The organism is Nocardia sp. NPDC004718 (assembly GCF_053601535.1).
Genome location: NZ_JBSGCA010000012.1, coordinates 128040 through 153893, shown reverse-complemented (window position 1 = coordinate 153893; position 25854 = coordinate 128040). Strand labels below are relative to the sequence as shown.

General features: G+C 70.2%; 29 protein-coding genes. 17 read left to right on the top strand and 12 right to left on the bottom strand.

Features of this window, described 5'->3' with window-relative positions; translation table 11 throughout:
• Positions 1–57 precede the first annotated feature (57 nt).
• Positions 58–753 (top strand): alpha/beta fold hydrolase, encoded by a 696-nt coding sequence (locus tag ACWEH3_RS12110; RefSeq protein ID WP_450016709.1) that lies wholly within the window; start codon positions 58–60, stop codon positions 751–753.
• A gap of 10 nt (positions 754–763) precedes the next feature.
• Here ACWEH3_RS12110 and ACWEH3_RS12105 read toward each other — a convergent pair whose 3' ends face one another.
• Both ACWEH3_RS12105 and dut read right to left on the bottom strand, forming a co-directional pair.
• Positions 764–1633, bottom strand: a complete 870-nt coding sequence (locus ACWEH3_RS12105) for a DUF3710 domain-containing protein (RefSeq protein WP_450016707.1) — start codon at positions 1631–1633, stop codon at positions 764–766.
• A 5-nt stretch (positions 1634–1638) separates the two neighbouring features.
• Entirely contained in the window at positions 1639–2139 is a 501-nt protein-coding gene (gene dut / locus ACWEH3_RS12100; RefSeq protein WP_450016705.1) for a dUTP diphosphatase, read from the bottom strand.
• 73 nt (positions 2140–2212) lie between these two features.
• Between dut and ACWEH3_RS12095 the strand changes: the two genes are divergently transcribed.
• A complete protein-coding gene (locus ACWEH3_RS12095; RefSeq protein WP_450016747.1) occupies positions 2213–2704 on the top strand; it encodes a DUF3093 domain-containing protein in 492 nt (163 codons plus the stop codon).
• A 24-nt stretch (positions 2705–2728) separates the two neighbouring features.
• Here ACWEH3_RS12095 and ACWEH3_RS12090 read toward each other — a convergent pair whose 3' ends face one another.
• A complete protein-coding gene (locus tag ACWEH3_RS12090; RefSeq protein ID WP_014351871.1) occupies positions 2729–3031 on the bottom strand; it encodes a DUF4193 domain-containing protein in 303 nt (100 codons plus the stop codon).
• Between the two features lie 376 nt (positions 3032–3407).
• Here ACWEH3_RS12090 and cei point away from each other — a divergent pair, with 376 nt between their 5' ends.
• Positions 3408–4085: an envelope integrity protein Cei gene (cei, locus tag ACWEH3_RS12085; RefSeq protein WP_356961577.1), complete on the top strand. Its 678-nt coding sequence runs from the start codon at positions 3408–3410 to the stop codon at positions 4083–4085.
• Here the strand turns inward: cei and ACWEH3_RS12080 are convergent, their stop codons facing one another.
• Complete coding sequence (locus ACWEH3_RS12080; RefSeq protein WP_450016701.1) at positions 4086–5030, bottom strand: inositol monophosphatase family protein; 945 nt, start codon at positions 5028–5030, stop codon at positions 4086–4088.
• A 156-nt stretch (positions 5031–5186) separates the two neighbouring features.
• Between ACWEH3_RS12080 and ppgK the strand changes: the two genes are divergently transcribed.
• The 3 genes from ppgK (at position 5187) to ACWEH3_RS12065 (ending at position 8444) form a co-directional block, all read left to right on the top strand.
• Positions 5187–5945: a polyphosphate--glucose phosphotransferase gene (gene ppgK, locus ACWEH3_RS12075; RefSeq protein WP_450016699.1), complete on the top strand. Its 759-nt coding sequence runs from the start codon at positions 5187–5189 to the stop codon at positions 5943–5945.
• 192 nt (positions 5946–6137) lie between these two features.
• A complete protein-coding gene (locus ACWEH3_RS12070) occupies positions 6138–7514 on the top strand; it encodes an RNA polymerase sigma factor (protein ID WP_450016697.1) in 1377 nt (458 codons plus the stop codon).
• A gap of 165 nt (positions 7515–7679) precedes the next feature.
• Positions 7680–8444, top strand: coding sequence for a rhomboid-like protein (locus ACWEH3_RS12065; RefSeq protein WP_450016695.1), 765 nt, complete (start codon positions 7680–7682; stop codon positions 8442–8444).
• Here the strand turns inward: ACWEH3_RS12065 and ACWEH3_RS12060 are convergent, their stop codons facing one another.
• Both ACWEH3_RS12060 and ACWEH3_RS12055 read right to left on the bottom strand, forming a co-directional pair.
• Entirely contained in the window at positions 8445–9629 is a 1185-nt protein-coding gene (locus ACWEH3_RS12060; protein WP_450016693.1) for a cation:proton antiporter, read from the bottom strand.
• A 3-nt stretch (positions 9630–9632) separates the two neighbouring features.
• Complete coding sequence (locus ACWEH3_RS12055; RefSeq protein ID WP_355070361.1) at positions 9633–10115, bottom strand: cation:proton antiporter regulatory subunit; 483 nt, start codon at positions 10113–10115, stop codon at positions 9633–9635.
• 111 nt (positions 10116–10226) lie between these two features.
• Here ACWEH3_RS12055 and ACWEH3_RS12050 point away from each other — a divergent pair, with 111 nt between their 5' ends.
• A complete protein-coding gene (locus tag ACWEH3_RS12050; RefSeq protein ID WP_450016691.1) occupies positions 10227–11402 on the top strand; it encodes a sensor histidine kinase in 1176 nt (391 codons plus the stop codon).
• Entirely contained in the window at positions 11399–12046 is a 648-nt protein-coding gene (locus ACWEH3_RS12045) for a response regulator (RefSeq protein WP_450016689.1), read from the top strand. Before ACWEH3_RS12050 ends, ACWEH3_RS12045 begins: the two co-directional genes overlap by 4 nt.
• Here ACWEH3_RS12045 and ACWEH3_RS12040 read toward each other — a convergent pair whose 3' ends face one another.
• Positions 12047–12406: a DUF952 domain-containing protein gene (locus ACWEH3_RS12040; protein WP_450016687.1), complete on the bottom strand. Its 360-nt coding sequence runs from the start codon at positions 12404–12406 to the stop codon at positions 12047–12049.
• 276 nt (positions 12407–12682) lie between these two features.
• Between ACWEH3_RS12040 and ACWEH3_RS12035 the strand changes: the two genes are divergently transcribed.
• Complete coding sequence (locus ACWEH3_RS12035; protein WP_036538000.1) at positions 12683–12877, top strand: DUF7455 domain-containing protein; 195 nt, start codon at positions 12683–12685, stop codon at positions 12875–12877.
• A 104-nt stretch (positions 12878–12981) separates the two neighbouring features.
• Here ACWEH3_RS12035 and ACWEH3_RS12030 read toward each other — a convergent pair whose 3' ends face one another.
• On the bottom strand, positions 12982–13728 hold the full coding sequence (locus tag ACWEH3_RS12030) for a TetR/AcrR family transcriptional regulator (RefSeq protein ID WP_450016685.1): 747 nt from the start codon (positions 13726–13728) through the stop codon (positions 12982–12984).
• Positions 13729–13846: 118 nt separating this feature from the next.
• Between ACWEH3_RS12030 and ACWEH3_RS12025 the strand changes: the two genes are divergently transcribed.
• Positions 13847–15613 (top strand): DEAD/DEAH box helicase, encoded by a 1767-nt coding sequence (locus tag ACWEH3_RS12025; RefSeq protein ID WP_450016683.1) that lies wholly within the window; start codon positions 13847–13849, stop codon positions 15611–15613.
• On the top strand, positions 15613–16167 hold the full coding sequence (locus ACWEH3_RS12020) for an SWIM zinc finger family protein (protein WP_450016681.1): 555 nt from the start codon (positions 15613–15615) through the stop codon (positions 16165–16167). The genes ACWEH3_RS12025 and ACWEH3_RS12020 overlap by 1 nt, the downstream gene beginning before the upstream one ends.
• Positions 16168–16349: 182 nt before the next feature.
• Here ACWEH3_RS12020 and ACWEH3_RS12015 read toward each other — a convergent pair whose 3' ends face one another.
• Positions 16350–17090, bottom strand: a complete 741-nt coding sequence (locus tag ACWEH3_RS12015; RefSeq protein ID WP_450016679.1) for an SDR family NAD(P)-dependent oxidoreductase — start codon at positions 17088–17090, stop codon at positions 16350–16352.
• 105 nt (positions 17091–17195) lie between these two features.
• Here ACWEH3_RS12015 and ACWEH3_RS12010 point away from each other — a divergent pair, with 105 nt between their 5' ends.
• A complete protein-coding gene (locus tag ACWEH3_RS12010; RefSeq protein ID WP_450016677.1) occupies positions 17196–17798 on the top strand; it encodes a TetR/AcrR family transcriptional regulator in 603 nt (200 codons plus the stop codon).
• A 6-nt stretch (positions 17799–17804) separates the two neighbouring features.
• Here ACWEH3_RS12010 and ACWEH3_RS12005 read toward each other — a convergent pair whose 3' ends face one another.
• A complete protein-coding gene (locus ACWEH3_RS12005; RefSeq protein ID WP_450016745.1) occupies positions 17805–19559 on the bottom strand; it encodes a DEAD/DEAH box helicase in 1755 nt (584 codons plus the stop codon).
• Positions 19560–19751: 192 nt separating this feature from the next.
• Between ACWEH3_RS12005 and ACWEH3_RS12000 the strand changes: the two genes are divergently transcribed.
• Entirely contained in the window at positions 19752–20894 is a 1143-nt protein-coding gene (locus tag ACWEH3_RS12000; RefSeq protein ID WP_450016675.1) for a YihY/virulence factor BrkB family protein, read from the top strand.
• Positions 20895–20903: 9 nt separating this feature from the next.
• On the opposite strand, the gene ACWEH3_RS11995 is transcribed toward ACWEH3_RS12000, so the two are convergent.
• Entirely contained in the window at positions 20904–21140 is a 237-nt protein-coding gene (locus tag ACWEH3_RS11995; protein ID WP_039799212.1) for a DUF3039 domain-containing protein, read from the bottom strand.
• Positions 21141–21286: 146 nt separating this feature from the next.
• On the opposite strand from ACWEH3_RS11995, the gene ACWEH3_RS11990 reads away from it, so the two are divergent.
• On the top strand, positions 21287–21493 hold the full coding sequence (locus ACWEH3_RS11990) for an enoyl-CoA hydratase-related protein (protein ID WP_450016673.1): 207 nt from the start codon (positions 21287–21289) through the stop codon (positions 21491–21493).
• A gap of 2 nt (positions 21494–21495) precedes the next feature.
• Positions 21496–21849 (top strand): DUF3099 domain-containing protein, encoded by a 354-nt coding sequence (locus ACWEH3_RS11985; RefSeq protein WP_450016743.1) that lies wholly within the window; start codon positions 21496–21498, stop codon positions 21847–21849.
• Between the two features lie 19 nt (positions 21850–21868).
• Here ACWEH3_RS11985 and ACWEH3_RS11980 read toward each other — a convergent pair whose 3' ends face one another.
• On the bottom strand, positions 21869–23164 hold the full coding sequence (locus ACWEH3_RS11980) for an MFS transporter (RefSeq protein ID WP_450016671.1): 1296 nt from the start codon (positions 23162–23164) through the stop codon (positions 21869–21871).
• Positions 23165–23360: 196 nt separating this feature from the next.
• On the opposite strand from ACWEH3_RS11980, the gene ACWEH3_RS11975 reads away from it, so the two are divergent.
• Together ACWEH3_RS11975 and ACWEH3_RS11970 are read left to right on the top strand one after the other, a co-directional pair.
• Complete coding sequence (locus ACWEH3_RS11975) at positions 23361–24104, top strand: VOC family protein (RefSeq protein WP_450016669.1); 744 nt, start codon at positions 23361–23363, stop codon at positions 24102–24104.
• A gap of 95 nt (positions 24105–24199) precedes the next feature.
• Positions 24200–25717, top strand: a complete 1518-nt coding sequence (locus ACWEH3_RS11970; protein WP_450016667.1) for a DUF7782 domain-containing protein — start codon at positions 24200–24202, stop codon at positions 25715–25717.
• Positions 25718–25854: the final 137 nt, after the last annotated feature.

Sequence of the window (25854 nt, the reverse complement as noted above, 5' to 3'; positions counted from 1 at the left end):
GGCGGCCGTACAACGCCACTGTAGATGGGCCGGGCCACCCCCGCTACGCTCGGACCGATGTTCGACTCCCCACACCCCGCTCGTGTCGTGGCACTGCCCGGCACCGGGTCCGACGCCGATTTCGCCAGGCGCGCCTTCGGTCCCGCGAGCGCCGCACGCGGCCTGGATTTCGTCGCGGTGGAACCCGACCCGCGCCGGGTGGTGGCGAGCTGCCACGCAGCGCTGGATGCGGCGGCGGATTCGGGCCCGGTGCTGGTGGCGGGCATTTCCCTGGGTGCGGCGATCGCACTGGAGTGGGCCGCCGAGCACCCCGAACGCGTCGTGGGGGTCGTGGCGGCACTGCCCGCCTGGACCGGGCCCGACACCGCGGCGTGTCCCGCCACGCTGAGCGCGGCGGCCACCGCGGCGCAGCTGCGCGTGGACGGTCTGGACACGGTGATCGATCGGATGCGGGCGAGCAGCCCGCGGTGGCTGGCCGACGCGCTGACCCAGTCCTGGCGGGCACAGTGGCCGGAACTGCCGCGGGCGCTCGAGGAGGCCGCGGACTACAAGTGGCCCGATGCCGAGCTGCTGTCGGCATTCGAGCTGCCGCTCGCGGTGGTCACCGCGGTCGACGACCCGGTGCACCCGCGTGCGGTCGCCGAGGAATGGGCGGCGCTGGCCCCACGCGCGCACCTGTACCGGATCACGCTGGACGAGCTCGGCGCCGACCCCGCGATCCTGGGACACACGGGTATCGGCGCCTTCGGGTGAGATCTTCCGCTCAGTTCAGGCCGAGTTGCTGCATGGCCGACCCGTCCGCGCCCCGGCGCGGGCCCTGCGGCATGCGCGGCACCACCGGTTGCGCACCGGTCTGCGCCGCCACCTGCGCGGCCATCGCCTGCTGCTGAGCCTCCACCTGCTGCTGATGTGCCGCGGCGAGTTGCTCGGCCAGCTCCTGCGGCAGCACCACCGGAAGCGGGTCCCGCACCGGCAGCGGGTCCTCGCCGCGCCGCACCACGGTCTCGCTCAGGATCGCCCGCGCCGCCTTGACCAGAGGGCTGCCGTCGTTCGCCGCGCCCGAGGGGCCCGCCGCGACCAGCCGCACCATCCAGCGATAGCCGTCCACGCCGATGAAACGCAGGTCCGCGCCTTCGGTCAGGGCCAGCAGTTCTCGGCCCCACGGCCCGTTCTCGACCGACACCCTGGCGCCGTCCTTGCGCAGCGAGTCGGCGAGATCCGCGGCGACCAGCCGCCACTGGCCGGAGGTCTTGGGCGCGGCGTAGGCCGCGACGGTGATCCGGCCGTGCTCCGTGGCCAGGTGCACCGCCTGCGGCTGGCCTTCCGGGGTCATCTCGACCTGCAGCTGACCGCCCGGCGGGACCGGCAACAACACCGACCCGAGATCCAGCCGCTGCTCGGACACCGAATCCAGCAGCTCGGCGACCTCGTCGTAGTCGTAGGGGCCGGGCCGGCCGTGGGGCCGGTCGACGTCCAGATCCACGCCCTCGTACGAGCGCTCGTCGGTGGGGGCGTCGTCGTAGAAATCGTCGTCGTACTCGCCCTCGTAGGCGGACTCGTAGTCGGCGTAGTCGTCCGCCTCGTCGTACCGGTCGTCCGCGGCCTTGCTCGAGTTCTTTCTCTTTCCGAACATTCCCGTCATGCCTCCTCGCCGGTAGCCCGGCCCGCCCCGTTCGTCTGTGCGGTCAAGCTCGCGTGACCGCCGCTGGAGCCATAGCCGCCCGCTCCCCTGGTGGTCTCGTCGAGCGAGTCGACCTCCACGAAATCCACCAGCTCCACCCGCTGTACCAGCAGTTGCGCGATCCGATCACCGCGCCGCAACTCGATCGGCGTGCGCGGATCGTGGTTGATCAGGCACACCTTGATCTCGCCCCGGTACCCCGCGTCGACCGTGCCGGGGGTGTTCACCACCGACAGCCCGGCCTTGGCCGCCAGACCCGAGCGCGGATGGATCAGGCCGACGGTGCCGACCGGTAGCGCGACGGCGACGCCGGTGCCGACCAGCACCCGCTCCCCCGGCTCCAGGATGACGTCTTGCGTGGTGCACAGATCCACGCCCGCGTCACCCGCATGGGCGCGCGTGGGCAGAGGGATGCCGGGGTCGAGCCGCAGCAAGGGTATGGGTGAAAGTGCGCTCACGTTGGACGAGCCTACGCGTAGGCTGTTTGCCCTCGTGACTTAGTGTTGACTCGTGTCGGACCAGCCCAACCCCATGACCGCGGACGAGAAAGCGCAGCCTGCGCACCGATACCGGGAGCGCCTGTGGGTGCCGCTGTGGTGGTGGCCGGTGGCGTTCGCCGTCACCGGATTACTCGCGGCGGAGATCCATATGGGCGCGCCGGGACTGCGTGCCTGGCTGCCCTATGTGCTGCTGTTCCCCGTGCCGGTCTGGGTGCTGCTGTGGCTGAGCCGCCACCGCGTCGAAGTGGCGCCGGACGCGAACGGCACACCGGAGTTGCTCGCCGATCGCGCGCATCTGCCGGTGAATTTCGTTGCTCGCGCGGCCGCCGTCGCCCCCACCGCGAAAAGCGCGGCGCTGGGTCGCCAGCTCGACCCCGCCGCCTATGTCCAGCATCGCCCCTGGATCGGGCCGATGGTCTTGCTCGTGCTCGACGACCCGGACGATCCGACGCCGTACTGGCTGGTCAGTACGCGGCGGCCCGAACGGGTCCTCGCCGCGCTCGGTCTACCGAGCGCGGGCTGACACTGTTGTTCGATCTCGTCGAGATCAGGCGGCGCAGTCCATGCAGATCATCTGACCGCCCTTGTCGCTGGCCAGCCTGCTCCGGTGATGGACCAGGAAACAGCTGGAACAGGTGAACTCGTCGGCCTGCTTCGGGATCACCCGAACCGTCAGCACTTCCTCGGACAGGTCGGCGCCGGGAAGCTCGAACGACTCCGCGGTATCGGATTCGTCGATATCCACGACGGCGGACTGTGCCTCGTTACGACGAGCCTTCAGCTCCTCCAGCGAATCCTCCGACACATCGTCGGATTCGGTGCGCCTCGGTGCGTCATAGTCGGTTGCCATGTCGTCTTCCCCTCGTCCTAACTCCGTATATCCCGGACCGGTCCGCTCACACCCGATTCCTGCCGGAATCGCCGCGACCGGTACCGCCCCGCCGGTGGTGCACGTCACACGTACACCGGTCGCCTATCAGGGCGGATCATGCCGATCCACTCCTGATAGCGCTGGGTAAACGCAGGACATGCCCTTCTTGTTCCCGCGACCGACCACTGATTTCCGCACCGGCGATTCGATCTGGGCCGCCAGACAATAGCGGACCCCGGAGCAAAAGTCGCAATCAAAACACAGCCGAGTCGAAAATGAGGGGCAATCGACACCGATCCTGGAACGCACCGAGACCTTGCGACGCGACCGCCCCACATTTTCGTAGAGTGTGCTGGTGGTTTCACTGATCACCGAAGGCACCGCGACGGATTCGCAAGGGCAACCGTACGTGCGCCGCCGCCCCCAGCCCTGGCTCATCATGCTCGGCGTTCTCGCCCTGATCTGCGGGATCGTCTGGGTCAAAGCCCTCACGACGCACGACACCGACCACACCGCGATGGCGTGCAATTCACCGAGTCCGGCCTCGGATCCCGGTGCGCCGCAACCGACTCCGCTCGGCCAGCGGGTCGGCGCAGGCCGGCTGCAGGACGTGGAACCCGCACCGCTGGCGGCGAGCAAGGTGCGCGTGCTGAATGCGAACAACCAGCGCGGCCAGGCCGCGCACGTCGCCGCCCAGCTCGGCGACCTCGGTTTCGCGAGCGCTCCCGGAACGCAATACGGCAACGATTCGGTATACGTCAACGGCGACCTGGAATGCACCGGGCAGGTCCGCTTCGGCGTCAACGGCCGTCCGGCCGCGGCCGCCGTACAGCTGGTCGCGCCGTGCGCCGAGCTGATCGAGGATCAGCGCGGCGACGACACCGTCGATCTCGTGCTCGGCTCGCTGTTCCGGGACATCCGCCCCAGCAACGACGCCGAGGAAGTGCTGCGTTCGCTCAAGAACCCGGCGCCGGGCAACTCCACCTCCATCGACATCAAGCTGCTCGACGCCGCACGGCAGGCCCGCTGCTGATCAGCGGTCCGGAATCGGCTCGGTAGCGCCGACCCGGGCCAGCAACTCCCCCAGCTCGTCGGCGATGCCGGGCGCGGCGGCCACCACCAGGTCGCCGTCGCTGCCCGGCGCCGTCGCGGGCGGCAGCGTCAGGCGCGCACCCGCCTCGGCGGCGATCAGCGCTCCCGCGCCCCAGTCCCAGACGTTCAAGCCGTGCTCGAAGTAGGCGTCCACGCGGCCGGCGGCGACATGACACAGATCCAGCGCCGCCGCACCGAAACGGCGGATGTCGCGCACGTGCGGCAGCACCTGCGCGATCAATTCCGCCTGCCTGCTCCTGCGGTGCCTGCCGTAGGCGAATCCGGTGGAGACCAGCGACATCGCCACCGATTCGACGGGCGTGCAACTCAAGTGCTCCACCACGCCGTCGGCGTCGACGCGCAGCGCGCCGAGTCCGAGACCCGCGCTGTAGGTGGCTGCCCGCGCCACGTCCACCACGGCGCCCGCGACCGGACGGCCGCCGCGCAGCGCGGCCACCGACACGGCGTAGCCGGGAATGCCGTAGAGGAAGTTGACGGTGCCGTCGATCGGATCAACCACCCAGTGGACGGTGTCCGCGCTCGCGTCATCGATACTGCCGCCGCCCTCCTCGCCGAGGATCGGGTCGCCGGGGCGTTGTTCGGCGAGCAATCTTCGAATCAGCTCTTCGGTCTCGGTGTCCACGATGGTGACCGGGTCGGTCTCGTGGCTCTTGGACCGCACGGCGCCTTCGGCGTGCACGCCCGCGGGCCCGAACACCTCGGGACGACGGGCACGGACATGGGCGGCGGCCGTCTCGGCGAGGTCGACCGCGACGCGGCGCAGGTCGGCTTCGTCGCCACGCGCGACGATCGAGACGAACGAGTCGGGGGTGTAGTCGGACACTGACGATGAGGTTTCCGGCACGCCCACCATCGCATCACACATCCTCGCCGAACGCCCAGCCTCGTGCTCCCATTACTCTTGTCGTGCACGACACAGCGCCGTCGTCGGGCATCCCGTTCGCACGCCCGCCATGGGCGTCCCGGGCCCCGTGCAGCGCTGTCATCACACCGGCCAGCACAGGGAGACGAGGGGTTAGTCATGTCCGCTCGGGGGCACGCATTCGGCATCGATATCGGCGGCAGCGGCGTCAAAGGCGCCACGGTCGATCTGGCCACCGGGGAGTTGGTCCACGAGCGGATCAAGATCGCGACGCCGCACCCGGCGACACCGTTCGCGGTGGCGGAGGCGGTCGCCGAACTGGTCGACCAGGCCAAGTGGACGGGGCCGGTCGGCCTCACCCTGCCCTCGGTGGTGATCGGCGGCGTGGCGCGCACCGCTGCGAACATCGACAAGTCCTGGATCGGCACCGACGCGCGGGCGCTGTTCTCCGCCGCGCTCGGCGGACGTCCGGTCACCGTGCTCAACGACGCGGACGCCGCGGGCATGGCCGAGGACCACTTCGGCGCGGCGCGCAATTTCGCGGGCTTGGTCGTGCTGCTGACCTTCGGCACCGGCATCGGCTCGGCGTTGCTCTACCACGGCACGCTGGTGCCCAACACCGAACTGGGACACCTGGAGATCCAGGGCATGGAGAGCGAGCACCGCGCGGCGGCCTCGATCAAGGAACGCGACGGCCTGAGCTACGAGCAGTGGGCAGCGCAGGTCAGCCTGGTGCTGACGGGGATGGAGAACCTGTTCTTCCCGGTCGTCTTCGTCGCGGGCGGGGGCATCAGCAGGGAAGCCGAGCAGTGGATTCCCCTGCTCACCAACCGGACTCCGGTCATCCCGGCCCGCCTGCGCAACACCGCGGGCATCGTCGGCGCCGCCATGGCGATCGCGGGGGGCGTCGCACCATGAGGCGCGCGGGAACCGCGAGGATGCCGTTCCCGGCATCGTGCCGTAGGTACCCTGGTTAGATCGTTACAATGGAACGTGCCCGGCTGAGCCGGAGAACCCCGACCGGCCCTCCGCCGGTGAAACCCGACAGATCGCTCCGCCGGAAACTCACTCTGGCGTGACGCCGCACGAGACCGTCACGAAAGGGCGTACGTGGTAGCCACGAATACCCGTCAGACCGCCGAATCGGCCGATGCCGACTCCGCAGATGTAACCGCAGCACGGCCGGTCCGTAAGGCTGCCGCGAAGAAGGCTCCGGCGAAGAAGGCCGCCGCCAAGAAGGCGCCTGCCAAGAAGGCCGCGAAGGCGGCCAAGGCTCCCGCGAAGAAGGCCACCACCAAGAAGGCGGGCCCCGACGGCGAGCCCGGCGCCGACGAGGCGATCGAGGACGAGTCGCTCGATCTCGACGATCTCGGCGATCTGGAAGTCTCCGAGGAGGACCTGGCCGACGGCGACGAACTGGTCGACGTCGCCGAGGACACCGAAACCGAGGAAGCCGAGACCGAGGCCGACGAGCCGACGGCGGCCGACAAGGCCTCCGGCGACTTCGTCTGGGACGAAGAGGAGTCCGAGGCGCTGCGCCAGGCCCGCAAGGACGCCGAGCTCACCGCCTCGGCCGACTCGGTCCGCGCCTACCTCAAGCAGATCGGTAAGGTCGCGCTGCTCAACGCCGAGGAGGAGGTCGAACTCGCCAAGCGGATCGAGGCGGGCCTCTACGCCGCGGAGAAGGTGCGCGAGTTCGCCGAGCAGGGCGAGAAGTTGCCGGTCGCCATGCGCCGCGACTTCAACTGGATCGTCCGCGACGGCAACCGGGCCAAGAACCACCTGCTCGAGGCCAACCTGCGCCTCGTCGTCTCGCTGGCCAAGCGCTACACCGGCCGCGGCATGGCTTTCCTGGACCTGATCCAAGAGGGCAACCTGGGTCTGATCCGCGCGGTGGAGAAGTTCGACTACACCAAGGGCTACAAGTTCTCCACGTACGCCACCTGGTGGATCCGGCAGGCCATCACCCGCGCCATGGCCGACCAGGCCCGCACCATCCGCATCCCGGTGCACATGGTGGAGGTCATCAACAAGCTCGGCCGCATCCAGCGCGAGCTTCTCCAGGATCTCGGCCGCGAGCCGACTCCGGAGGAGCTGGCCAAGGAAATGGACATCACGCCGGAGAAGGTGCTGGAGATCCAGCAGTACGCGCGTGAGCCCATCTCGCTGGACCAGACCATCGGCGACGAGGGCGACAGCCAGCTCGGCGATTTCATCGAGGACTCCGAGGCCGTGGTCGCGGTGGACGCGGTGAGCTTCACGCTGCTGCAGGATCAGCTGCAGTCGGTGCTGGAGACGCTGTCGGAGCGGGAGGCGGGCGTGGTCCGGCTGCGCTTCGGCCTCACCGACGGCCAGCCGCGCACCCTCGATGAGATCGGCCAGGTCTACGGGGTCACCCGCGAACGCATCCGCCAGATCGAGTCCAAGACCATGAGCAAGCTGCGCCACCCCAGTCGCTCACAGGTCCTGCGCGACTACCTCGACTAGGTCGCATCGCCTCGACGCCCGCATTCGTCGTCCGCTCGATTCCTCCAGCGGCCGGTGAATGCGGGCGTCGCGCTTTTCCGCGCCGGGCCGCAGACGCGACGGATGAAACGGCGCCACGACGGGGGCACTTCGCCGCGCTCGGCTTCCGCCCGGCAGACTTGCGGGGTGGTTGCCTCGACCTCGACTTCGAGCTGGCTGCGGTCCCCGTGGACGCAGACCGTCGACCTGCGCGCCGAGTGGCGCGACGTGCAAGCCTGGCTGCGCCGTCCCGGGCTGCCGCGACGGCTCCTGCCCGCGATCCGCGCGCACCTGGGAGCCGCCCCCGCCAGCACCGCCTACGCGTTCACGCTGTTCGTCACCTGGTGGACGCTGCGCGGGGTCGGTGACTCGGTGGAGCGCAGATTGATCTTCTCGGCGTCGACCAACCTCTACAACATGCGGCACAACCCGGTTCAGGTGCTGGTCGCCTCGGCGTTCTGGACCGACGGTGGCTTCCCCTGGACAACCATCGCCGGTTTCCTGATCGTCATGGCATATGCCGAGCGCTGGCTGGGCACCGCGCGCTGGATCCTGCTGTTCGCGACCGGGCACATCGGGGCGACACTGTTGACCGTCACCGGTATCTCACACGCCATCGACCGCGGCCTCATCCCGCTGCGGGTGGCCGTCGCCGCGGATGTCGGGACAAGCTACGGCTTTTCGGCCGTGCTGGCGGCGCTGGCATTCCGATTCCGCGGCAGGGTGCGGCTGGTGTGGGCCGGTACGCTGCTCGTGACGCTCGGCGTGGCGCTGTGGATCGAGCCGACATTCACCGACTACGGCCATCTCTGTGCCGCCGTGATCGGGCTGGCGGTCGGGGCGATCGCGAGCCTGTTCTGGCATCGGCTGGAACGGACCGCAGGCCGTAGAGCCCGCACGGCCCCGGCCTGATCAGTAGACCTGGGGCTCGCGGCGGCCGCGGTTGGTCAGCAAACCGACCATCGGCTCGACCACCCGCGCCGCGATCGGGCCCAGCACCGCCATCAGCAGGACGTAGGTCGAGGCGAGCGCCGTGAGCTGACCGTCCATCGCGCCCGCGCTCACGGCCAATCCCGCGATGACGATGGAGAATTCGCCCCGCGCGACGAGCGCCGCGCCCGCTCTGGCCCGGCCCATCTGCCGGATGCCCTCGCGCGCGGCGGCCCACCACCCGGTCGCCACCTTCGTGACGACCGTGACCGCCGCCAGCGCGATCGACCAGCCCAGCACCGGCGGGATCGCTCGCAGGTCGGTGTTCAACCCGAAGGCCACGAAGAAGATGGCCGCGAACAGGTCGCGCAGCGGTTCGAGCATCTTCGCCGCCGCGTGCGCGGTCGAGCCGGAGATCGCGATGCCGAGCAGGAACGCTCCGACCGCCGCCGAGACGCTCAGCGCCGAGGAGACGCCCGCGACCAGCAACGCCGCGCCGAGCAACGTGAGCAGGAAGACCTCACGGTCGGCGCTGGCCACGACCGCCGAGACGTACCGCCCGTAACGCAGCGCCACCACGAGCACCAGCGTGATGGTGATCAGTGCCACCGCCAGGGCGCGCAGCCCGCTGAGCCAGCTGAGCCCCGCCAGCACCGTGGTGAGGATCGGGAGGTAGACCGCCATCGCCAGGTCCTCGAATACCAGGATGGACAGGATCACCGGGGTCTCCCGGTTGCCCAGGCGTCCGAGGTCGTCGAGGACCTTCGCCACGATGCCCGACGAGGAGATGTAGGTGACGCCCGCCATCGTGATCGCGCCGTCGACACCCCAGCCCAGCATCAGCGCGACCGCCGCCCCCGGTGACGCGTTGACCACGATGTCCACCAGACCGGCCGCCCAGGAACGACGCAGGCCGGTCACCAGCTCCGCCGCCGTGTACTCCAAGCCGAGCAGCAAGAGCAGCAGCACCACCCCGATCTCGCCCGCGATATGGCCGAAGTCGTGCGCGGCCCGGAGTTCGATGAGACCACCTTGGCCGAAGGCGACACCGCCGAGCAGGTACAGCGGAATGGGCGACATACCGACACGGCCGGCGACACGCCCCAGCATGCCGAGAACGAAGAGAACCGCTCCGAGCTCGATCAGGGCGAGCGCGGTGTCCGTCACGGCTCAGCCGTGCGTCAATATCTTCGCGGCGGCATCCAAGCCCTCCGGAGTGCCGACGACCACGAGCAGGTCGCTCGCGGTGAAGGTGAAATCGGGGCCGGGCGAGGGATGCAACTGCCCGGCCCGCATGACCGCCACGATGGAGGCCTTCGTGCGGGTACGCATCTCGGTCTCACCGAGGGTGCGGCCGTCGTAGGGGGAATCGTCCCCGATCGGGAGCTGGCGCGTGGTGATCCCGGGCAGGTCGCGGTGGTCGTCGTTGAGCTTGGCGACCAGTTGCGGCGCACCGAGCAAGTTGGCCAGGACCGCGGCCTCATCGGTGGTCAGCGGGATCTGCGCGGCACAGGCGTCGGGATCGTCGAGTTTGGAGACGATCAGGTCGATATCACCATCACGGTGGGCGACCACGCCGATTCGGCGACCGGATCGCACTTCGAAGTCCTTCCGGACACCGATCCCGGGTAGTGCGGTGACGTCGACGTTCACGCCCTCCAGATTAGCCGGATCACCGCGTGCGCGAACGGATCGGTCATCACTTCGGCCGATGGCGCGTCGCGGTCGCTGTGCTGTGATGGAGGCGTGTGGCGGTGGGCGGATGTGCCGGAGCGGGCACGGGACGCGCTGGGCGCCGTGATCGCGTTCGCCGGCGGCGCGGCGCTGTACCTCGCCGGCTTGTCCACCATGACCGAGCGGGGCGAGCAGGCGTCGTTGTGGGTGCGGTGCGGTGTGCTGGCTTTACTGTGCCTGGCGACCTTCCGCCGGCGCCGGATGCCGGTCGCGGCCATGCTTGCCGGGCTCCTGCCGCTGGCCGTGGACATCTGGCTGGGCGCCACGGTGCCGGTGTGGATCGTCTATGCCGACTTGATCTACGCGGCCGTGCTCTACGCCGGGCGCCGGGCGTCGCGGATCACGGCGCTGTCCTGGTCGACGCTCTCCGTCGTCGTGGTGGTGCTGACCCTCGCCTTGACCGGCGACCTGCGCGCGGTCGCGCTGGCTCTGGTGGCGGTGTTCAGTTTCGTCGCGACGCCGATCTGGTGGGCGAACTCGGTGCGCACGCACAAGGAGGTCGCGCTCGCCGAGCGCACCCGCGCCGAGGCGCTGACCTTGGTCGCCGAACTCGACCGGCGCGCGGCCATCGCCGACGAGCGCACCACGATGGCGCGCGACCTGCACGACGTGATCGCCGGGCACCTGTCGGCCATCGCACTGCACTCGGAGGCGGCGCTCGGCGTGCTGGCCCGCCGCGACGCCGACCCGGCGGTGGCCGGCATCATGCGCTCCATCCGCGCCAACAGCGTCAGCGCACTGGAGGAGATGCGCACCATGATCGGATTGCTGCGCAGCGACGACGGCGCGGCGGAAGTAGCCGCGCCGCGCACCCTCGCGCAGCTGCCGATCCTGGTGGACGCCGCACGCGCGGCGGGGATCTCGGTACGGGTGCGCGATTCACTGGACGGCGCCGCGCTGCCCAGCGCCGTCGACCAGGCCGCCTATCGCATCGTCCAGGAGGCTTTGACCAACGCCATGAAACACGCCCCGGGACAGGAGGTCTCCATCGACGTGCGCGCGGAGCAGGAGAGACTGACCATATCCGTCCGCAACAGGACCACGCCCGGGCGGCCCCACCGGGCCGTGGACCGGGCGGGACGTCGGGGTCTGGTGAACATGCGTGAACGGTCTGCGGCACTCGGCGGAAGCTTGCGCGCCGGAACGGATTCCGGCCACTGGGAAGTTCTGGCCACCCTGCCGCTTGGCTGCGTGGGCGCCGCATGACGATTCGGGTGGTGATCGCCGACGACCACGCCGCGATCCGCGCCGGCCTGCGGATGATCCTGGACGTCGAGAACGATATCGAGGTGGTCGGCGAGGCCGCCGACGGCGATGTCGCGGTGGCACAGACCAAAGCGCTGCGGCCGCAGGTGGTGCTGATGGACGTGCGCATGCCGGGGGTGGACGGGATCACCGCGACCGAGCGGATCACCGCGGACGGCTTGGCGAAGGTGCTGATCCTCACCACGTTCGACTTGGACGAGTACGTCTTTCGCACGCTGCGTGCGGGCGCCTCCGGGTTCGTGCTGAAATCCACGTCGGGCCGGGCGCTGGTCGAGGCGGTGCGCGCCGTCGCGGCCGGGGACGGCGTGCTGGCTCCGGAGGTGACGCGTGCGGTGATCTCGGCGTTCGCCGCGTCGAATCAGATTGCCGCGCAACCGGCTCTCGCCGGATTCGGCGAACTCACCGAGCGGGAGCGCGAAGTGCTCGATTGCCTCGGCGACGGCCTGTCCAACGCGCAGATCGCGAGTCGGCTGTTCATCGGCGAGACGACCGTCAAGACACACGTGTCCCGGGTGCTGACGAAACTCGGTGTGCGGTCGCGGGTTCAGGCCGCCATCGTGGCGCGTGAGATCCGCGACCGGTAGTCACGCCGGGAGTGGGGCGAATGTCCCGTCCGCCGCGGGCAGGTACTCTACGACCCCCGTGACCGCGGCCACCGGCAAGGGGCCGTACAGGTGCGGGAAGAGCATCGACTCCGGATCGGTCGGGACGCCCGGCTCCCACTTGATCGGCGACCCGACGCGGCGGGAGTCGATCCGCAGCAACACCAGATCACGCCGTCCCGCGAACAAGCGATTCGCGGGCAGGTGCACCTGTTGCTGCGACGAGAGATGGATGAACCCCGCCTCGGCGAGGGAGGGCGCTCGGTACTCCCCCGTTTGCCGCGCGGATAACCATTCATCCAAAGTGCATAGGTGAACAAGCGTGTGAGTGTCATAGGTCACGGGTAATCTCCCGGTAGACAACTGGATCGGCCGATCGAGAGTGTGACGCAGTGCACATCCACGACAGGACCAGCGGCGTTCGCCCGTAGCGAAATCCCTGGTCGTGTTATCGAAAACACACTGCTTCATCCGCGGGAACAAAGTCCCCCGTCCCGAACGTCTGACAGAGTAGTCATACCCCTGCTGGGAAGTAGCGGTAGCGAGCTCGTGGTGAGTGACCACGGGCCCCACACCAGGTGAACGGTCGTCGGGACCGGGAGCCAGGACGGAGGAGTCATGCCAGGAACCCTGACAAGCACCCCACTGACCGCGGTCGATCGTTGCGACCGCTGCGGGGCGGCGGCCCGTGTGCGCGCCGTACTGCCCGCGGGTGGAGAGTTGCTCTTCTGCCAGCACCACGCGAACGAACACATGGATCGGCTGCGTGAGCTGGACGCCGTGATCGACACGGAGTCCGCTCCCGCGCTCTGACCCGCTCCTCGCGTCCTGACACAACAGCATCGAACAACAGAACACCGTTTCCACGGCAGCGGGCGACCCACAGGTCGCCCGCTGTCGGTGTGTCCGCGGCGCGCTCAGTCCGTGCCGAGGATGCCGTCCAGCAGTCTGGCCAGGCCGTATTCGAACGCGCCGTCCGGGTCGGCCGGCGCCTGGTACAGCTCACCCACCGCCGCCCCGACACGTGCGGCGAGTGGGAATCGGCTCGGCGGCATGACCTCGCTCAGCAGCGGACCGTGCACTTCCCACCACTGCGCGTCGCTCATTCGCGCGGTTTCGCGGGCCGCTGCCACCGCCATGCGCGCGTTTCCGGTGGCGAACTCCGACAGCACGGCGATCGCCCGGTCCATCGCCACGTCCGGCAAGCCGAGCCCGTCGATCGCGGCGAGCTGCCGCTCGTAGCGACGCATCCGCCCCGGCCCGAGCACGAGCCGCCACGGCGACACCTCGAGCAGCCAGGGGTGCGCGAGGAGTTCCGCGCGCACCTGGCGGGCCACCGCGGCGAGGCGCTCACGCGGCGGCAGATCGGCGGGAACCGGCGCGTCCTCCTCGGCCACCGCGTCGACCATGAGCACCGTCAGGGCGTCCTTGCTCGGCACGTACGTGTAGAGGCTCATCGGCCGCAGCCCCAGTTCGGCGGCGACCGTGCGGATGGAGACCTTGTCATAGCCTTGCCGGTCGGCGAGCGCGACGGCCGCGGCGACCACCGCGTCCACGCTGACCGCCTGCTTCGGACCACGCCCCGCCGGACGCGGCGGAAGTTCGTGCCGCCACAGCAAGCTCATCAGCCGCCTGGCCTCGTCGGATGTGACGTCGTCGCTCATTGGCTCCTCGGAACCGATCCGGTACGGTGTCCGTTGTCAGGTTACTCCGTACACCATACGTTGATTCAAGGGGTGCGCTCTGCCCAGCACACACGCCACTTATCTACCGGATCGGCACATGTTCGCGCTCTGGACCTGGCTCGGACACGCCACCGGTCCGGCCCCGACCGGTCCAGGTGACCGCGAGACCCTGGCGCTGGCCGTCCCGATCGGCGTGGACGGAGCCCTCGAGGTCGTCGACGTCGATGCCGCCTTGCTGGATCCCGAGACTTTCGCCGACTCGAGCCTCGAGCACCCGGGAGAGTCGGTCCTGGTCTGGCAACAGGTGGTGCGTTCCGCGCTCGGCGACCCCGCCGGGGAGCCGCCCGGCCCGGACGCCGATGCCCTGCCCATCGCCGCGCACGCCGTGCCGGACGCGTCCCGCACGGCAATCGTCTCCGCGCGACGGGCACTGGCCGTCCTGCGCGACACCGAGGCGGTCACCGCGGATCTGCGGGCCAGCCTGAAAGCCCGGCTGCGCCCCTATCAGGCCCGCGGGGTCGGCTGGCTGCGCGAAACGGTGGCCGCGCACGGCGGCGCGGTGCTCGCCGACGAGATGGGGCTGGGCAAGACCGTGCAGACCATCGGCTTCCTGCTCGACCGGGCCGAGGCCGGTCCGCAGTTGGTGGTGTGCCCGACCTCGCTGGTCGGCAACTGGGCGCACGAGATCGGCCGGTTCGCGCCGGGGCTGCGCGTGGTCGTGTGGCGAGGCGGCGCCGTCGATCCCGACGCCGCGACGATCGTCGTCGCCGGTTACCCGACGTTGCGGCTACACGGGCAGCTGCTGGCGCAGCGGAGGTGGGCGACGACCGTCTTCGACGAGGCGCAGGCGCTGAAGAATCTCCGAACCCAGGTCGCCAAGGCGGCGCGCGCGATCGACGCGGCCGCCACGGTCGCACTGACCGGCACGCCGGTGGAGAACCATCTCGATGAGTTGTGGGCCCTGCTGCACCTGGTGGCACCCCGATTGTTCGGGCACCGGACGCAGTTCCGGCGGCGCTTCGTGCGGCCCGTCCACGAGGGTTCGGCCGCCGCCGCGGCACGGTTGCGCGACACCATCGAACCGGTGGTGCTGGCCCGCACGAAACGTCAGGTCGCCGCCGCCCTGCCCGCGAAGATCCACAGCGACCTGCTCTGCGACCTCACCGCCGAACAGGAACAGCTGTACGACCAACTGCTCGACAAGGCCGTGGACGACGGATTCGGCGCGGGCATCGAGCGCCACGGCCGCGTGCTCGCGGCGCTGACCGCCCTGAAGCAGGTGTGCAACCATCCCGGCCTGATCACCGGCGAACTCGACGAGCTCGCCGGCCGGTCCGGGAAGCTCGACCTGTGCACCGACATCGTCGCCGCCAATCTCGAGACCGGCAGTCCGACGCTGATTTTCACGCAGTACCGGCAGACCGGTGACCTGCTGGTACGGCATCTCGCCGAGCAGTTCGGCGTGGATGCGCCGTTCTTCCACGGCGGCCTCTCGCAGGCCGAGCGCGCCGAAATCGTCACCCGGTTCCAGGCCGAGGACGGGCCACCGGTGCTGGTGCTCAGCCTGCGCGCGGCGGGCACCGGGCTCACGCTGACCCGCGCCGCCGACGTCGTCCACTTCGATCGCTGGTGGAACCCGGCGGTGGAGGCGCAGGCCTCCGACCGGGTGCACCGGATCGGCCAGACCCGTACGGTCACCGTCACCACGCTCACCTCCACCACCACCGTGGAGGAGCACATCGCGGGCATGCACGACCGCAAGGCGGCGCTGCGCGACCTCGGCGACGCTGCGGGTATCGCGGCGCTGGCCGCACTGGACGACGCCCAGCTGACCGAGATACTGCGCCGCAAGAGGGAGAACTGATGGCGGACAACGAATTCGGCTACACCGCGTGGGGCATGGACTGGGTCCGGCTCGCCGAGCCGCTGCGCCAGACCCGCCCGGACCCGCTGCTGCCCCGCGCGCGCAGCATCGCGCGCAACAACGGCGTGCGGGCCACCGTCGAAGGACAGCTTGTGCGGGCCACCGTCCACCGGGGCGGTCAGGCGTCGGTGACGCAGGTGGAGGTGGCCCCCCTGTCCCGGACCGCCGTTACCGCGATCGCCGGATTCGTGCCGGACCCGCCCGTACCGACCGACGATGTGCACCGCGCGATCAGCGCGGCCGGGGTCTCCCTCGCGCCCGTCCTCGCGGGTACCGACTGCTCGTGTCCCGCGCGCAAGACACGATGCGTGCACCTTCTGGCCGTCTTCTACGAGATGGCGCGGCGAGTCGACGAGGATCCGCGACTGGGCTTGGCGATCCTGGGTTATTTCGCCGCCGCGACGCAGGACTCGGACGAGTCCGCACCGGCGACGCGGTGGACGCCGATCAGTGCGCTGGACCCTCGGCGATTCTTCACCACGACGCCGCGCTGAACCGCCGAACCACCTCGCAGTATCCGGGCCACCGATCCCGGCCGCATCGTTGCCGCTGCTCTGCCACGGGCATGCCGCTCGCGCGGGTCGCGAGCCGATCGGTCCTGCGACGCCGAGCGCGTACGTCGCGGCGTTCCAGCGGGCGGTCGCGGTCCCGCGGCGGCGGCATCTCGCCGGGTTGATCAGGCGTTGGTACCGCTGTCCACGGTGAGGAACGCGCCGGTCACGCTGCGACCGGACGGCCCGGCCAGGAAGGCCACCGTCGCCGCCACATCGTCGGCGGCGCCGAAGCGCCCGAGCGCGGTCAGGGCGCGCTGCCTGCCCGCATGCGCTCCGTCGCCCGGATTCATGTCGGTGTCGGTGGAGCCAGGCTGGACGAGGTTCACCGTGATCGCGCGCGGGCCCAGTTCGCGCGCCAGCGCCTTGGTGAAGCCGTTGAGGGCGGACTTGCTGAGGTTGTAGAGCGTCACCCCGTCGAACGGCGCGTGATCGGTCAGGTTGGTCCCGATACTGATGATCCGCCCGCCGTCGGTCATGTGCGCGACCGCGGCCTGCGCGCCGACGAACGCGGCGCGCGCGTGCACACCGAGCGCGTTGTCGATCTCCGCGACGGTGAACTCCTCGAACGGCTTCGCCGGGAAGATCCCCGCGTTGTTGACCAGGATGTCCAGCCCGCCGAGCTCGGACGCCGCGCGGTCCACCGCCGTGCGCACGGCGGTGGCGTCGGCGCTGTCGGCCTGGATGGCGACGGCTCGCCGCCCGAGCGCCTCGACCTCGCCGACCACCGTCTTCGCCTGCCCCTCGGCGTGCTGGTAGGTGAGCGCCACGTCCGCGCCCGCCGCGGCGAGGCGGCGCACGACCGCCGCCCCTATCCCGCGGCTACCCCCGGTGACCAGTGCGACCTTGCCCGTCAGGTCCGGCATCGGTACTCCTCCTATTTTTGTGTCGATCAATACATAAATAGCCAAGCGCATCCGCCGCCGCGGTGTCAAGGGGTATATTTAACGATCGACACAGAAAGGTCCGGCATGGCTGAACGGGGACGACCGCGCGCCTTCGATCGCGCCGAGGCCTTGCGCCGCGCCATGGAGGTGTTCTGGGAGCACGGCTACGAGGGCGCGTCGATGAGCGACCTCACCTCCGCGATGGGGATCAACTCACCCAGCCTGTATGCCGCGTTCGGCGGCAAGGAGGCGCTGTTCCGCGCGTCCGTCGACCTCTACGGGCACACCGACGGCGGCTATACCGCCCGTGCGCTGCGCGAGGAACCCACCGCGCGGGCGGCCATCGAGGCGATGCTGCGGGACAACGCGGTGGCCTACACCGAGGAGAACAAGCCGCACGGGTGCATGGTCGTGCTCGCGGGCTCCACCTACACCACGCGCAATACCGGCATCCGCGATTTCCTGATCGAGAAGCGCCGCGCGACGACCGAAGACATCCGGCGACGACTCGAGCGCGGCGTCGCCGAGGGCGATCTGCCGCCCGGTACCGACAGCGCGGCGCTCGCCGGTTTCTACACGACGGTCCTCTACGGCTTGTCCATCCAGGCACGGGACGGCGCGGCGCTGCCGGAACTCACCGCGTCCATCGACTGCGCCATGGCCGCCTGGCCCGCCCCGGCCGGCTGAGGCGGGCTACTTCCGGCGCAGCGCGGCGATGCGCTCACCGAGTTGTTCGGCGGTGGCCAGCGCGGTCGGCGGCCCGCCGCACTCGCGGCGCAGCTCGCCGTGGATCACGCCGTGCGGTTTCCCGGTGCGATGGTGATGCATCGCCACCAAGCTGTTGAGTTCGCGCCGCAGCTCGCCGAGCCGATCGGCGGTGGCGACCCGCTCCGCGGCGCCCGCCACCTGTGGACCGGGATCGGGGACGGGCGCGGACACGCTCCGATCCGCGACCTGTCTGGCCTGCCGCTCACGCAATAGCGCGCGCATCTGCTCGGCGTCCAGCAGGCCCGGAATCCCGAGGTAGTCGGCTTCCTCGTCGCTTCCGGCGAAGGTCGCGGTACCGAAGGAGGATCCGTCGTAGATCACCTGGTCGAGCTCGGCGTCGGCGGCCAGCGCGACGAAGGACTTCTCCTGCTCGCCCGGTTCGTCCTGCTGCTTGTTCGCCTCGATCAGCAAGTCGTCGTCCAGGCCGTTCTTCTCCCGGTGCGGCTTGCCGATGACGTGGTCGCGCTGCAACTCCAGTTGCGCGGCCAGATCCAGCAGCACCGGCACCGAGGGCAGGAACACCGTCGCGGTCTCGCCGGACTTACGGGCACGCACGAATCGCCCGATCGCCTGCGCGAAATACAACGGGGTGGAGGCGCTGGTCGCGTACACCCCGACGGCGAGGCGCGGCACGTCGACGCCCTCGGACACCATGCGGACCGCGACCATCCAGGGCTGGGTGCTGTTGCTGAATTCGGCGATGCGGTTGGAGGAGGCCGGGTCGTCGGACAGCACCAGCGCCGGCTTCTCACCCGAGATGTGTTCCAGCAGTTCGGCGTAGTCGCGGGCACGGTCCTGGTCGGTGGCGATCACCAGACCGCCCGCGTCGGGCATGCCGGAGGCGCGCTTCTGGCGCAGCCGGATGTCGGCGGCGCGCAGCACGGCGGAGATCCAGTCGCCGGCCGGGTCGAGCGCGGTGCGCCAGGCACGGGCGGTCTGCTCGGCGTTCAGCGGCTCGCCGAGGCGGGCGGAATACTCCTCGCCCGCGCTGTCGCGCCAGTGCGCTTCGCCGGAGTAGGCCAGGAAGACCACCGGCCGCACCACGCCGTCGGCGAGCGCCTCGGCGTAGCCGTAGGTGTGGTCGGCGCGGGACTTCGGGAAGCCGGACTCGTCGGGTTCGTAGACGACGAACGGAATCTGGCTGTCGTCGCTGCGGAACGGGGTACCGGTCAGGGCGAGGCGGCGAGTCGCGTCGCCGAACGCCTCAGCCGTCGCGTCACCCCAGCTCTTGGCGTCTCCCGCGTGATGGATCTCATCGAGAACGACCAGCGTCCTGCGATTCTCGGTACGCACGCGGTGGCGCGAGGGATGCGCGGCGACCTGCGCGTACGTGACCACGACACCGTGATAGTCACCCGAGGTGCCACCGGTGGAGTTGGAGAACCGCGAGTCCAGCGCGATACCGGAGCGCGCCGCCGACTGTGCCCACTGGTGCTTGAGATGTTCGGTGGGCGCCACCACGGTGATCTGGTCCACGGTGCGGTCGGCCAGCAGTTCGGCGGCCACGCGCAGCGCGAAGGTGGTCTTGCCCGCGCCCGGGGTGGCCACGGCTAGGAAGTCCCGTGGTTTGGTGGCCAGGTACTTCGTCAGCGCACGTCGCTGCCAGGCGCGGAGGGAACCGCCGCTGACGGCGGGGCCGATCGCTTTCGAATCGCCCGGCGTCTCTGCCTCTCCCGCCACAGCGGCGCCACCCGACCCAGTCACGCAGACGACCCTAGCGGCCCGGCACGGTGTGTCGCCAAACCGACGCGGCGGGCGCGACGGGCATCACATGGCCACCAGCCAGGACGCTGGGAGTTCACCCGATGCCCACCGACACGTCGCGCGCACACTCCGATGCGGATCGCCGAAGTGCGCGATGCTGTAAGCACGATGACCGAGCACCACGCCATTCCGGGGGATCCACCGCGGACCGACACACCGTCGACCCGCGCCGCCGCTGCGCGCCCGCCCACTTGGGCCGACCGCGCGAGCGCGCGCACCGCGGTGTTGAGCAGACGGGCCGCCGCGCTGATCCTGCGGGTGGCGCAGAAGGCGTGGACGGATTCCATCTTCGCCAAATCGGCCGCGGCCGCGTTCTGGCAGACGCTCTCGCTGGCGCCGCTGCTGCTCGGCCTGCTCGGCAGCCTCGGTTACGTCGGCGGATGGTTCGGCCCGGACACGGTGCAGATAGTCGAGTCCAAGATCATCGCGTTCAGCCGGGAGCTGTTCAGCGCCAACGTGGTGTCCGATCTCATCGAGCCCACGGTGCAGGACGTCCTCGGGCAGGGGCGGGGAGCGGTGGTGTCGGTGGGCTTCGTGCTGTCGCTGTGGGCCGGATCGTCGGCGATGGCGACCTTCGTCGACTCGATCGTGGAGGCCCACGACCAGCAGGACGCGCGGCACCCGGTGTGGCAGCGCATCTTCGCGCTGTTGCTGTACCTGCTGTTCCTGGCGGCGTCGGTGTTCATCCTGCCGCTGGTGGCGCTGGGCCCGACGCTGATCGGGCGGGTGCTGCCCACCGCGTGGCGGGCCACCGGACTGCAACTGCTGGACTTCTTCTATTACCCGGGCGTCGGCCTGCTGCTGATCGTCGGGCTCACCACCCTGTACAAGCTGGCACTGCACACCTCGTTGCCCTGGCACCGGCTCTTCGGCGGGGCGCTGGTGGCGGGCGTGTTCTTCATGGCGGCCAGCGAAGTGCTGCGCCGCTACCTGTCGTGGGTCAGCCGCACCGGCGTCACCTACGGCGCGCTGGCGACGCCGATCGCGTTCCTGCTGTTCACGTTCTTCCTGGGCTTCGCCGTGATCCTGGGCGCGGAGTTCAACGCGGCGGTACAGGAGTTCTGGCCCGCCCGCGCGACGCGCATGGAGCAGGTCAAGGAGTGGATCGCCAATCAGGTGCGCGGCGAGAGCGGAACCGACGCGGACACGACGGATCGCGACGAGGCCGCGGCGGGTCCGGACGACGCGGACTCCGACGGCCTGCGCGCCGTGCTCGATCTGCGCGCGGCGCGGTCCTCGTCCGGCGAGTAGATCGTCGCCTCAGTCGCCCTTGCGTAGGCCGTCGTAGACCTTCTTGCACTCCGGGCACACCGGAGAGCCCGGCTTGGGCGAGCGGGTCACCGGGAAGACCTCTCCGCACAGCGCGACCACGTGGGTGCCCAGCACGGCGCTCTCGGCGATCTTGTCCTTCTTCACGTAGTGGAAGAACTTCGGGGTGTCGTCGCCCGTCGTCTCGTCGGTCGTCGTATCCGGGCGAACCATGGTGTCGGTGCTCACGCACTCCATGATGCCGCATCGCGCGACAACCCCGCTGACCATGGCCTCACCTCGGTGTCGCGTCACCGGCCCCCTCGAGCAGACCCGACCCCGTTCCGCTCTCGCGTACCGATGCCGGCTACCGCTGGAAACGCACCACCTTGCGGATGAACCACTCCGGCGTCGCCTACCTCGCCGCCATCAACGGACCCGCACTCGGCGGCGGGCACGAAATCGCGCTGGCCTGCGATCTGCGCTACGCCGCACCTCGGTGTGTGCGCGGATGGACCACGAGTGGAAGACTCGGGGTATGCAGCAGAACGGCGATTCCCCATCCGCCGACGGCCGCGACCGCGAAGAGCACCCCGACGTGACGATGCCGACGCAGCCCCGCCGTTCCTCCGGATACTTCCCAGGCACCGACGACAAGCACCCCGCGTTGATCACCGAGGCGGCCCCCTCGCTGGACGATCAACACCGGGCCCGGGTGCGCAGATACACGATCATCATGGCGTTCCGCATCCCGTGCCTGGTCCTCGCAGCGGTCGCATACAGCGCGTTCGGTAACCCGCTGCTGTCCATCCTGATCATCGTCGCGTCGATTCCGCTGCCCTGGATCGCGGTGCTGATCGCCAACGATCGCCCGCCACGCCGCAAAGACGAACCCAGCAGGTGGGACCGTCCGCGCACGGCCATCGAGTCGCGTCCGCACAACGCCATCGACGGCTGAGTCCGCCGGTAAGACCGGCTCACCGCGCCGCTGCCGGAGGCCTGCGGACGACGGCCGACATCACGGCGGCAGCGCCGCACAGAGCGCCCGCCAGGTACCAGGCGAGGTCGTAGCTGCCTTGCAGGTCACGGATCACGCCCGCCCCGGTGGCCGCCACCGCCGAGCCGATCTGGTGCGAGGCGAACACCCAGCCGAACGCGACGGGGCCGTCGGCGCCGAACAGTTCGCGGCACAACACGACCGTCGGCGGCACCGTGGCCACCCAGTCCAGGCCGTAGAAGACGATGAACACCCACAGGCTCGGTTGCGTGTCCGGACCCAGCAGCGCGGGCAGGATCAGCAACGACAGACCGCGCAGCGTGTAGTAGCCGATCAGCAGGTACCGCGGATCGATCCGGTCGGTCAGCCAGCCCGAGGCGATGGTGCCCGCGACGTCGAAGACGCCGACGACGGCCAGCAGGCTCGCCGCGGCGGTCGGCGGCATGCCGTGATCGTGCGCGGCACTGACGAAATGGGTACCGACCAGCCCGTTGGTTGACGCGCCGCACACCGCGAAACCGCCTGCGAGAAGCCAGAATCCGGGACGCCTCGCGATCGTCCCGAGCACCGTGAGCGCGCGCGACGCGCCGCCCGCGGCGGGCACGCGCAGGCCCGCCGTGCTGTCCGGCTCGGCGCCGTAGGCTCGCACGCCGAGGTCGCTCGGATAGTCCCGGATGAACAGCACCACCAACGGCGCCACGGCCAACGCCGCGCCCGCGACGATCAGTGACGGCAACCGCCAGCCGTGGGCGTGCGCCAGCGCCGACACCAACGGCAGGAAGACCAACTGTCCGGTCGCGCCCGCGGCGGTGAGCACGCCGGTGACCAGACCGCGCTGCCGCACGAACCACCGGCCGGTGATCGTGGCGACGAACGGCATGGACATCGACCCGACGCCGACACCGACCAGCAGGCCCCAGGTCAGCACGAGGTGCCACGGCCGGGACATGAGCACCGTCAGCCCGCTGCCCGCGGCGACCAGCAGCAGCGCGCAGGCCACCACCCTGCGGATGCCGAAGCGATCCATCAGTGCGGCGGCGAACGGCGAGATCAGGCCGTATAGCAGCAGATTCAGTGAAACGGCCGTCCCGATGGTGCCGTGCGACCAGCCGAACTCCTCGTGCAACGGGTCCATCAGCACGCTGGGCACGGAACGGAACGCGGCCGCGCCCAGCAGGGCGATGAAGCCCACGCCCGCGACCAGCCACGCCGGATGCAAGCGCAGGCGCGGCGCGGTAGCCAGGGAAACGGGAGTCGGCGTCTGCAGTTCGGTCACCCGATGAGCCTGCCCGAACCATGCTCACGCAACGAGTGGCTGAAATGCCACATAACATTGAATTCCTGCCAAATATGGCGGCGCCGGTATTTTCTCGACAAGGCGGGCACGCGTCCCTAGGGTCGCATGAGGCCGCACGCACCACGATCACCGGCCACGGTTTGTTGCGGGCGACAAGGACAAGACAGGAGCGAACATGATTCGGTGGATCTGGGTCTTCCTGGACCGCCCGGCGCAGCGTTTCGACGACTGCGCGAAGTTCTGGTCCACGGTCACCGGCACCGAGCTCTCGCCTCGGCGTGGCGCGAACGACGAGTTCCTCACCCTGTTGCCGGACCCGGCGCTGTTCGCCGCGGCGAGCGTCAAGATGCAAGCGGTGACCGGCCTCGGCGGCGTCCACCTCGACCTGGACGTCGACGACATCCCCTCCGCCGTGCGCACCGCGCTCGACCTCGGGGCGGAGCTGGTCGCCAACCATCCCGGCTACGCCGTGCTGCGATCCCCCGGCGGCCAGACGTTCTGCCTGACTCCCAGCGGCCGCGCCACCAGCACCCCCGCGCCCGCCGTCCGGGCTCCGGACGGCGCGCTGTCGCGCCTGGACCAGGTGTGCCTCGACATCGGCCCCGACGACCACGAGGTCGAGACCCGCTTCTGGACGCTGCTGACCGGCTGGACCCACCAACCGGGCAGGCGGCCGGAGTTCGCCCGGCTGCGCTCCGAGGAACGGCAGCTACCCGCGCAGCTGCTGTTGCAGCGCCTCGGCGAGAACCGCCCGACCAGCGCGCACGTCGATCTGGCTGCCACCGACATCGACGCCACCGCCGCGTGGCACGAGTCACTCGGTGCGACCGTGGTGGAACGTCACGAGCACTGGATCGTCCTGAGCGATCCCGGCGACGCGTTGTACTGCGTCACCGGACGCGACCCCAGCGGGGTCTGACCGACTCGGGCGACGGCCCGGGGTGGCGGCGCGGCGCCACGGAGCACAGCGGGCACCTGATCCACGCCCGGTGGTCGCGGTGGCAGAGTACCGGTGTGCCTACGAACCGATCGACGACCACCGGATCGCTGCTCGCCGCGCTGTGCCCGGATCTGCGGACCGCGCTCACCCGGGTGGGCTACGACGCCGACACCCTGCTCGAGGTGCTCGGCGACGCGCACGCGGCGCTGGGCCGGTCGGAGCCGGTGCCGGTGCGCCGCGCTGCCCGAGCGGCAGGCGAGCTGGGCACCCTCATCCGTCTGCTGCTGCTCGGCGACGCGCTGCCCGAGCGGGAGGTGGCCGCGGCGCTGGCGCCGGTCGAGATGGATCGCGCGGTCGCCGCGGGCCTGCTGGAGCGCGAGGGCGACGAGGTGCGTGCGGCGCTCGACCTGCGGCCGCTCGACACGGGCGCGGGCACCCGGTGGGTGCTGTCGGACCTCGACGACTCGATGCGCAGGCGCACACTGACCGAGGATCACGTCCTCGGCGTCGGCCACGCCTCCCTCTCGCTGCTGCGGGCCACACCCACCCGGCCGGTCGGCACGGTGCTCGACCTCGGCACCGGCTGCGGTGTGCAGGCGGTGCACGCCGCCTCCTACGCGCGGCGCGTGACCGCCACCGATGTCAATCCCCGCGCATTGTGGCTGGCCGAGGCCACCGCCGCGCTCAACGAGCTGGACATCGAACTGGTGGAAGGCTCCTGGTTCGACCCGGTGCGGGGCCGGCGCTTCGACCAGGTGGTGGCCAATCCTCCGTTCGTGGTGGGCCCGGGGCGTGTCGAGCACACCTATCGCGATTCCGGCCTCGCGCTGGACGGCGCGAGCGAGTTGGTCATCTCGCAGGCCGCCGACTTGCTGGCGCCCGGCGGTACCGCCGCGATGCTCGCCGCGTGGGTCCATGTCGACGACGAGGACTGGCGCGGGCGCGTCGCCTCCTGGTTGCCCGCGCACGGGGTGGACGCCTGGGTGGTGCAACGTGACGTGGCCGACCCAGCCCTGTACGTGGGCACCTGGTTGCGTGACGCGGGCGCGGACCCGCGCGATCCCGCCACGCAGGCCCGCGCGGAGCGCTGGCTGGACGCCTTCGAGGCAGCCGAGGTGGCGGGCATCGGGTTCGGGTTCGTATACCTGCGCGCCATCGATGGGCCGACCGAATTGCTCGCCGAGGACCTCACCCACGGCTTCGATGATCCGCTCGGCGAGGAGGCCTTCGGGTATTTCGAGCGCTCGGCCTGGTTGCGGGCCGTCGCCGGCGACGAAAATCTCGCCTGGTCTTCACGTTTCGTCGTGGACCGGGCGACGGCGCTGGAGCGGGTGTATCTGCACGACGCCGCGGGATGGGCGCCGGAGGTGGCGCGACTGCATCGCGGCGACGGCCCCCGCTGGCAGCACGAAGTGGATGAGGCGACGATCTCACTGCTGGCGGGAATGCACGCCGACGGCCTGCCGTTGTACGACCTGATCGAACTGCTGGCGCTCGCCCATGGATCCGATGCGGTGGGCGCCGAGTTCGCCGCCGACGCGTTGTCCGTGGTCACCGGCCTGGTACGGCACGGATTGATCAAGCCCGTGTGAGGCAACGGCAGCCGCGCGCCGACCGATGCAGGTCCTGGCCGGGGATCGTCCCCGCGCTGCGGCGCTTCTCAGGAACTTCTCAGACGAGAAGGGCGAAAACCGCTGCTCAGAGCGGTTTATGCCAGCCGTAACGGGGA